Raw genomic sequence first — 6,487 nt, forward strand, 5'->3', positions numbered from 1 at the left:
CTTATCTCACCAGCAACAAGGACGATGAGTACTAAAGAGCGTGAGCAATGGTTGAAATCGGAAACAATAACAGCGGTCCCTTGCTCGTCACTCGTATAATTTGCGCGCGGAGAAAAGGTCCGAATCTTTTCCAGCTCCAGGGAAGCCGATGAGGCCGATGCGCAGGATTATATGGCAAAGGCATCCGGATCGTGATCGAGTCTCCGCGACCGACGCCACCCAGATGCCGCTAAGCAAGGACTCGCGCGAGTTAGTCGAGTGATTAAACGCGAACAGCCGGAATAATGTTCTGCAAGAGAGAACGGCTGTTACCGTTCTTCCGTGCGAGCTTGTTGTCTTCAGAGTATGCGATCCTTATTTGGTTTTCTGCTGCTGCTTACGTGTGCCGCTTTTGCTCAGCAAGATTCCTCATGCACCGGTACAACTATCGATGAGAGCGCCAGCTTAGGCAATGCGCTAAAGGCAGCGTGTCTTTCTCCTGAAGATATCGCCCAATCACCATCGAAAGTTGACTCTCAGATCACCAGCTTCGCTGTCTTGAACACGTCTTATGAATTTGTGATCGCTTATTACGAGCGCCAGGAGAACTCTGATGTGCTCGCGGCGCCGCTACATGTGCTTCGCTTTGTTCGCAAGCCGAAGCGCTGGATGCAGGCTGACCTGCCTGGCTCGAACGGTTCGTCAGGCTTGATGCCCGATGCCGCATGTGAGGGTTCGGCTGTCGCTGTGCATCGCGCCGGAGGATTCTTGTACGTGGGACTTCATCTGAATCCCTCCGCCGAGTGCACGCTGGTGCTGGACGGCAAACTTGATTTTAAACAGATTCTCTCAGGGTGGTATGTGGCCGGATTTCAGAACGGGAAAATCATCTATGAACACAGCACGACACACTTTGCTGCCACCCATCCGCTTGTGGTGTCGCTCTACGATCCGGTAGGAGCAAAGGACACGCAGCTCTATCCCCCTGAATCGGATTCCTATCGCTCCGAATTCATCGATCAGCTTCAGCACATCATGGGAGTCGATCGCTGCACAGGGGAAAACTGCGCTTCAGACCCTGAAAGGTTCGAGACCGACTTGAGCGAGTCGGCTAGCAACGATCGCACGAATTCCTTCGCCTTCATCGCGCAATATTCGCCCGTGGGATTCGTGCGTGCGGACGAGGTGGACAGTCCCGAACTCAATAAGAAGATTGTGTACGTCTACCGCATTACTCGCGATTCCGTCGAGCACGCAGAGTTCCCAGCCGATGAGATGAAGTCTCGTTATGGGACTGAGAACCTCAACGATCTGCTCGCATGGAACACTCTCATGCACGTTCTGGCCCGATAAGGTCGGTTTATCCGGTGTTTCTGCGCTTTCCTCCAGTTGCGTTCATTTTCCTGAATCATTCGCGCACGTAGTCCGGATTCCGCGCTTGCCTGCGATGGGGTAGTCCGCGCTGCAAATCGTCTAGCCACTCCAACTCAGCCTTGAATTGCTTGATTGTCAGCTTTAGCATCCAAACCGCCTCGTGGTATGGATGGCCCACTTCGCGTAAGACTGAACGCAGCACGTCTTGTTCTCGCGCCAGTTCCGACTTGAGAAAATCTCTTCGGCGCTGAATCTGTGCTTCGAACACTCCAGGGCGCGCCAGCCATGACAGAGCGATCCAGGTGAGAAAGCGAGGTCGCTCGCGCTGCCTGGTCCAGTCTTCGCGTTCCAGGGCATCGGCGAGAACGGATCGGCCGCCCGCAGTGACTGCGAGAACGCTGCGCTCCGGTCCGGCTGCAGGCTCTTTGTCACGAGCGGCACGCACGAAGCCGAGGCGCTCCAGTTTCTCCAGGGAGTAATACACCTGCGGACGCGAGATGCCGGCCCAATCGCGAACCTCACGGCGTTCGAGTTCTAGATTCGCCTGGTAGCCGTGCATCGGACGCTCGGACAGGAGGCTTAGCAAAACGAGGTCTGCTGTTGTTAGTGCAAGCTTGCTCCTAGTCTTTGCCACTCCGTGCCTTTCGTTTCCTGCTCCAGTACCGCCATACCGACTGCTCCGGCGGGAGCAGCGGGTCGCGCGCCTGCGCCACCGCTGCCTCGAACACGTCCAGGCAGCAGATGTCATGCTTCTGTCCAGTGAGCTCACACAAACGTTTGTACATATGACACGGATTCTGTCGTGCCAGAGTGGGAACATCGCGGATTCCCAGCAATTCGAAATCTCGGAGCATCGCAGGCCCGACGGAAATCAGGTCCTGCAGTTTGCGCGCCGTTGAATGGGATGAAATTCCAGTTGACGCAGTCATAGAGCTCCTATACCGTTCACTAGTCTAAATAAGACTACTAATGAAGAAGAGAGGAAGTCAAGTTCGCATGAGCCATTTCGGCTGTTTGTTACCATCGCCTGCCTTTCTCCACTTCGTTTTTCGCAGAACAAATCAGAGGAGACAAAGATGAAGGTAAAAAAAATTACACCAGTCCTTTATGTAGAAAAGATCGAGCCTTGCATCGACTTCTGGACTAGCCGCTTCGGTTTTCAAAAGACCGTCGAAGTTCCCGATGGCGATCGCCTGAGCTTCGTGATCTTAGAGAAAGACAACCTGGAAATTATGTATCAGAGCTTCGCTAGCGCCGCGAAAGATGCACCTGCAATCGCCAAAGATATAGAAGGTGGACGGACGTTCCTCTACATGGAAGTCGATAAGCTTGAACCTTTCATCTCCGCGGCGAAGAACGCAAACGTTGTTCTGCCGGTGCGCACGACGTTTTATGGGGCCAAGGAGATCGGTCTCAAAGATCCGGCCGGTCATGTAATCGTCTTCGCGGAAATGGGGGGGGCAGCCGCAATAACGTCGGTACGACGGCGACGGGCTGGAATTCGCGATTACGGTAAGGACGCCTATCGCAGCCAAATCGTCTTGTACGAGATTGTCTACGACGAGGTAATCGCGAAAGAGGCCAAAGTGCTTAAAGCTTCGTTTTTCCGCTCGCTGAAATCAGCAGCTCGCGGAGACGCGCGGCCTGACTTTGCTCCTCATCGGTGTCGACCAGAAATTCAATCCCATACGAGTAGCCGCGGCGGTTGCGGACTTCGGCCTTCACTCGCATCGGTTGGCCGGAGTATGCGGGCGTGAACTCGACTTCGATAATGTCGCCGATGCGCAGTTCGACGCCGGCGAATACCGCCATGCCGCCTTCGCTCATGTCGCGTCCGCGGGCTTCCACGATCTTGGCGGTATGGAGCGAGTTCCAGAAGATGAGGCGAATTGGTACGTCGATACCGCTGCGTTCCCAGCGCCGTTTGCGTGCGAAGCCTGCGGAGGATTGGGCGGGGGTAGCGGTCGCCATGCGCTGATAATATCGGCGCTTGTCAGTTCTCCGAAGATTACGAAAGACACATTGACGACATAGCCTGCACTAAACCCGTTGCCAGCTCCGCAACCAAAACAAGCAATATCTCAGGCAAACTTTCCGGGCGCCCTGTGCAAGCTGTAGGCGATGTCCCAACGAGAACTCATCCTGAGTTGGAACGTGCCCATGTCGGCAACCAACGTGCTCGCCGCCTATGAACTTCTGCGAGGCGTTTGTCGTAGCTCTGGAGTAACCTTGGACAGCTCCGACCATCCAAGGGCCGGCACATGCAAATGGCGACTCCGAACGTAGCCCGCAAACTCACGCTTTCAGACTCATATACACCGCGAGCCACGGCTGTGGTGGCTCTCATTGCGCTAGGAATCGCAGCTGTTCATCTGCTCACCAACCAGCGATACGGCTTTCATCGTGACGAACTTCAGACGCTCTCCGATGCTCTTCATCTGGATTGGGGCTTCGTTGCCTATCCTCCGCTAACGCCACTCCTTGAGCGAATCGGGCTTCACCTCTTCGGACTCTCCCTGGTTGGATTGCGACTCTTCTCCGTAATAGCGCAGAGCACAGCGATTTTCATTACCGGTCTGATGGCATGGGAACTCGGCGGCGGACGCTTGGCTCAAACAACGGCGGCGCTGGCTGTCGCGGTTGCTCCGTTGGCGCTGTTCGAAGGAACGGAATTTCAGTACACCTCTTTCGATTATCTGTGGTGGGTACTGCTGGCTTACTTTGTCGTCCGCCTCCTCAAGAGTGAGAATCCGCGCTGGTGTCTCGCAATCGGCGCGGTGGTTGGTATTGGCCTCGAGACGAAATACACGATGTTCTTCTATCTGGCCGGCGTGCTCGTCGGATTACTCCTAGCACCCGCACGCCGCTATCTGCGGACTCGCTGGTTCTGGGCTGGAGCCGGGCTCGCGCTTCTCATCTTCCTGCCCAACTTCATCTGGCAGATACGCCATCACTTCATCTCGTTGCAGTTCCTGCACCACATCCACACGCGCGATGTGGGTGAAGGCCGCGCAGAAGATTATTGGAGCTCCCAACTTCTCAATGCAAATCCGATCTCCATTCCGCTGTGGATCGCGGGTCTCATCGGATTTTTCCGCAGTGAGCGTTTTAGAACACTGGCCTGGATGGCGGTAATTCCCGTTCTGATACTGTGGGCCTCTAAGGGTCGGGGTTATTACCCGGGCGCAATATATCCCATGCTGCTGGCGATGGGCGCGGTCATGATGGAGGGTTGGATCCGTCGGTCCGGCCGGACCTGGTTAAAATCCGCCGTTGCCGTGTACTTGCTCATCCTCGTTGCGGGAGGAGCGTACGCGAGCACCATCCTGATCCCCTGGACTTCGAAGGGTCCGCTGCGCGATCGCGCACTGAAGAACAACGGAGATCTGCGAGAGGAGATCGGCTGGAACGAGCTGGTGAAGATTGTTGCTGGTATTCGCGATTCTCTGGCTCCGGACCAGCGCGAGAGTGTTGGCATTCTGGTCGGCAACTATGGCGAGCAAGGTGCGATCGAGCTCCTCGGTCGTGCTTACCATTTGCCGGCTCCGATTTCTATGACGAACTCGGCATGGCTGCGGGGCTACCCAGTGCCCCCGCCATCGACGCTGATAGTGGTTGGAAACTCAGCAGAGTGGGTGGATAAGAACTTCAGCTCGTGCCGACTTGCCGGTCATAACGCGAATTCACAGGGAGTGGACAACGAGGAGAGCCACTACCATCCCGACATTTTCGTCTGCGGGCCTCCTCGCCTGCCCTGGGCGGAGTTCTGGAAGCACCATCAGAGGTTCGGATAATTCGAAGTACAACCGGTGTTCACATTACATCGCTGTCCGGGGCCATCCCGCCACCCTGAATCCCTGATCTTGGTGTCAACCTCGCAGTCTGTCTGATCCTCCAATCGAATAAGAACAAGGTCTGCGAAACGCCGACCTTTCATAACAGGAGCTCAGACAATGGCAGAGGATCTCGCGGGTGTTCGCGTTGCAGTGTTGCTCACCGACGGAGTAGAAGAAGCCGAGTTCGTAAAACCCAAAGAAGCGCTGGAAGAAGCCGGAGCACAGGTCACGGTCATCTCGCCAAAAGGCGGCGAGATTCAGGCGTTCCAGCATCACGACAAATCTAAGAAGTACAAAGCAGACAAGAGTCTAGACCAGGTTGATCCATCGCAATTTGACGCTCTCCTCCTTCCAGGAGGAGCACTCAATGCAGACGCTCTCCGCGTTGTCCCGAAGGCGCAGCAGTTCGCGAAAGCAATCGACAGTTCCGGTAAACCTATTGCTGTGATTTGTCATGGACCATGGTTGCTGGTTTCCAGTGGGTTGGTCCGCGGCCGCAGGATCACGAGTTATCACACGATTGAGGACGATCTACGTAATGCCGGCGCCGAATGGAAGGACATCGAGGTGCTGGTCGATCGCAATTGGGTCAGCAGCCGCAAGCCCGACGACATACCCGCATTTAATCGCGAAATGCTGAAGCTGTTTGGCCAGGCCGCGAGGCAGAGCCGCAAAGTCGCTTAACCCATCTTCCAAGCAGAAAGGAGACTCTCATGAACGCAGTGGTATTCCGTGGAGTCGGCGATATCCGGCTCGAAAACGTCCCTGAGCCCGAAATTCAGAAACCTAATGATGCGATCGTCCGCCTCACCGCGAGTGCCATTTGCGGAACCGACCTTCACATGGTCCGCGGCACCATGGCCGGCATGAAGCCTGGAACCATTTTGGGACACGAAGGCGTTGGTATCGTAGAGGAAGTCGGCAGCGCCGTTCGCAACTTCAAGCCGGGAGACCGCGTCGTGATTCCTTCGACCATCGCTTGCGGCAACTGCTCATACTGCCGCCAGGGCTATTACTCTCAGTGCGATAAAGCCAATCCCAATGGACCCGACGCTGGAACCGCCTTCTTCGGTGGACCGCAATCGACGGGACCATTCGACGGACTGCAAGCCGAGTACGCACGTGTTCCGTTTGCAAACGTCGGACTCGTAAAGATCCCGGAAGGAGTCTCCGACGATCAGGCAATCCTCATCTCTGACATTGTGCCCACTGCCTGGATGGCTGCAGAGTTAGCTGAGATCTGCTCCGGCAATACCGTGGCTGTGTTTGGATGCGGCCCCGTCGGACAGTTCGTGATT

Annotated in this window: 8 protein-coding genes; 6 read left to right on the plus strand and 2 right to left on the minus strand. The window is 55.7% G+C overall.

What is annotated here, in order from left to right:
* Positions 1-345: 345 nt before the first annotated feature.
* Positions 346-1,332: a hypothetical protein gene (locus tag VFU50_10885; GenBank protein ID HEU5233358.1), complete on the plus strand. Its 987-nt coding sequence runs from the start codon at positions 346-348 to the stop codon at positions 1,330-1,332.
* A gap of 55 nt (positions 1,333-1,387) precedes the next feature.
* On the opposite strand, the gene VFU50_10890 is transcribed toward VFU50_10885, so the two are convergent.
* Positions 1,388-1,939 (minus strand): PadR family transcriptional regulator, encoded by a 552-nt coding sequence (locus VFU50_10890; GenBank protein ID HEU5233359.1) that lies wholly within the window; start codon positions 1,937-1,939, stop codon positions 1,388-1,390.
* 34 nt (positions 1,940-1,973) lie between these two features.
* Positions 1,974-2,282 (minus strand): helix-hairpin-helix domain-containing protein, encoded by a 309-nt coding sequence (locus VFU50_10895; protein HEU5233360.1) that lies wholly within the window; start codon positions 2,280-2,282, stop codon positions 1,974-1,976.
* Positions 2,283-2,429: 147 nt separating this feature from the next.
* On the opposite strand from VFU50_10895, the gene VFU50_10900 reads away from it, so the two are divergent.
* The 5 genes from VFU50_10900 to VFU50_10920 form a co-directional block, all read left to right on the plus strand.
* Entirely contained in the window at positions 2,430-3,110 is a 681-nt protein-coding gene (locus tag VFU50_10900) for a VOC family protein (GenBank protein ID HEU5233361.1), read from the plus strand.
* On the plus strand, positions 3,107-3,331 hold the full coding sequence (locus VFU50_10905; GenBank protein HEU5233362.1) for a hypothetical protein: 225 nt from the start codon (positions 3,107-3,109) through the stop codon (positions 3,329-3,331). Before VFU50_10900 ends, VFU50_10905 begins: the two co-directional genes overlap by 4 nt.
* Before the next feature lie 289 nt (positions 3,332-3,620).
* Positions 3,621-5,147 carry a glycosyltransferase family 39 protein gene (locus VFU50_10910; protein ID HEU5233363.1) on the plus strand — a complete coding sequence of 509 codons (1,527 nt, stop codon included), beginning with the start codon at positions 3,621-3,623 and terminating at the stop codon, positions 5,145-5,147.
* A 159-nt stretch (positions 5,148-5,306) separates the two neighbouring features.
* On the plus strand, positions 5,307-5,873 hold the full coding sequence (locus tag VFU50_10915) for a type 1 glutamine amidotransferase domain-containing protein (GenBank protein HEU5233364.1): 567 nt from the start codon (positions 5,307-5,309) through the stop codon (positions 5,871-5,873).
* A 29-nt stretch (positions 5,874-5,902) separates the two neighbouring features.
* Positions 5,903-6,487 (plus strand): alcohol dehydrogenase catalytic domain-containing protein (locus VFU50_10920; GenBank protein HEU5233365.1); only part of this gene is annotated, 585 nt, incomplete at its 3' end.

The sequence above is a fragment of the Terriglobales bacterium genome (genome assembly GCA_035764005.1).
In the GTDB taxonomy this organism is placed as follows: domain Bacteria; phylum Acidobacteriota; class Terriglobia; order Terriglobales; family Acidobacteriaceae; genus Gp1-AA112.

What these genes read in the sequence shown, in the direction of transcription:
- VFU50_10885 (HEU5233358.1), top strand. Translation starts at nt 346, where the DNA reads ATGCGATCCTTATTTGGTTTTCTGCTGCTGCTTACGTGTGCCGCTTTT.
- VFU50_10895 (HEU5233360.1), bottom strand. Translation starts at nt 2,282, where the DNA reads ATGACTGCGTCAACTGGAATTTCATCCCATTCAACGGCGCGCAAACTG.
- VFU50_10900 (HEU5233361.1), top strand. Translation starts at nt 2,430, where the DNA reads ATGAAGGTAAAAAAAATTACACCAGTCCTTTATGTAGAAAAGATCGAG.
- VFU50_10910 (HEU5233363.1), top strand. Translation starts at nt 3,621, where the DNA reads ATGGCGACTCCGAACGTAGCCCGCAAACTCACGCTTTCAGACTCATAT.
- VFU50_10915 (HEU5233364.1), top strand. Translation starts at nt 5,307, where the DNA reads ATGGCAGAGGATCTCGCGGGTGTTCGCGTTGCAGTGTTGCTCACCGAC.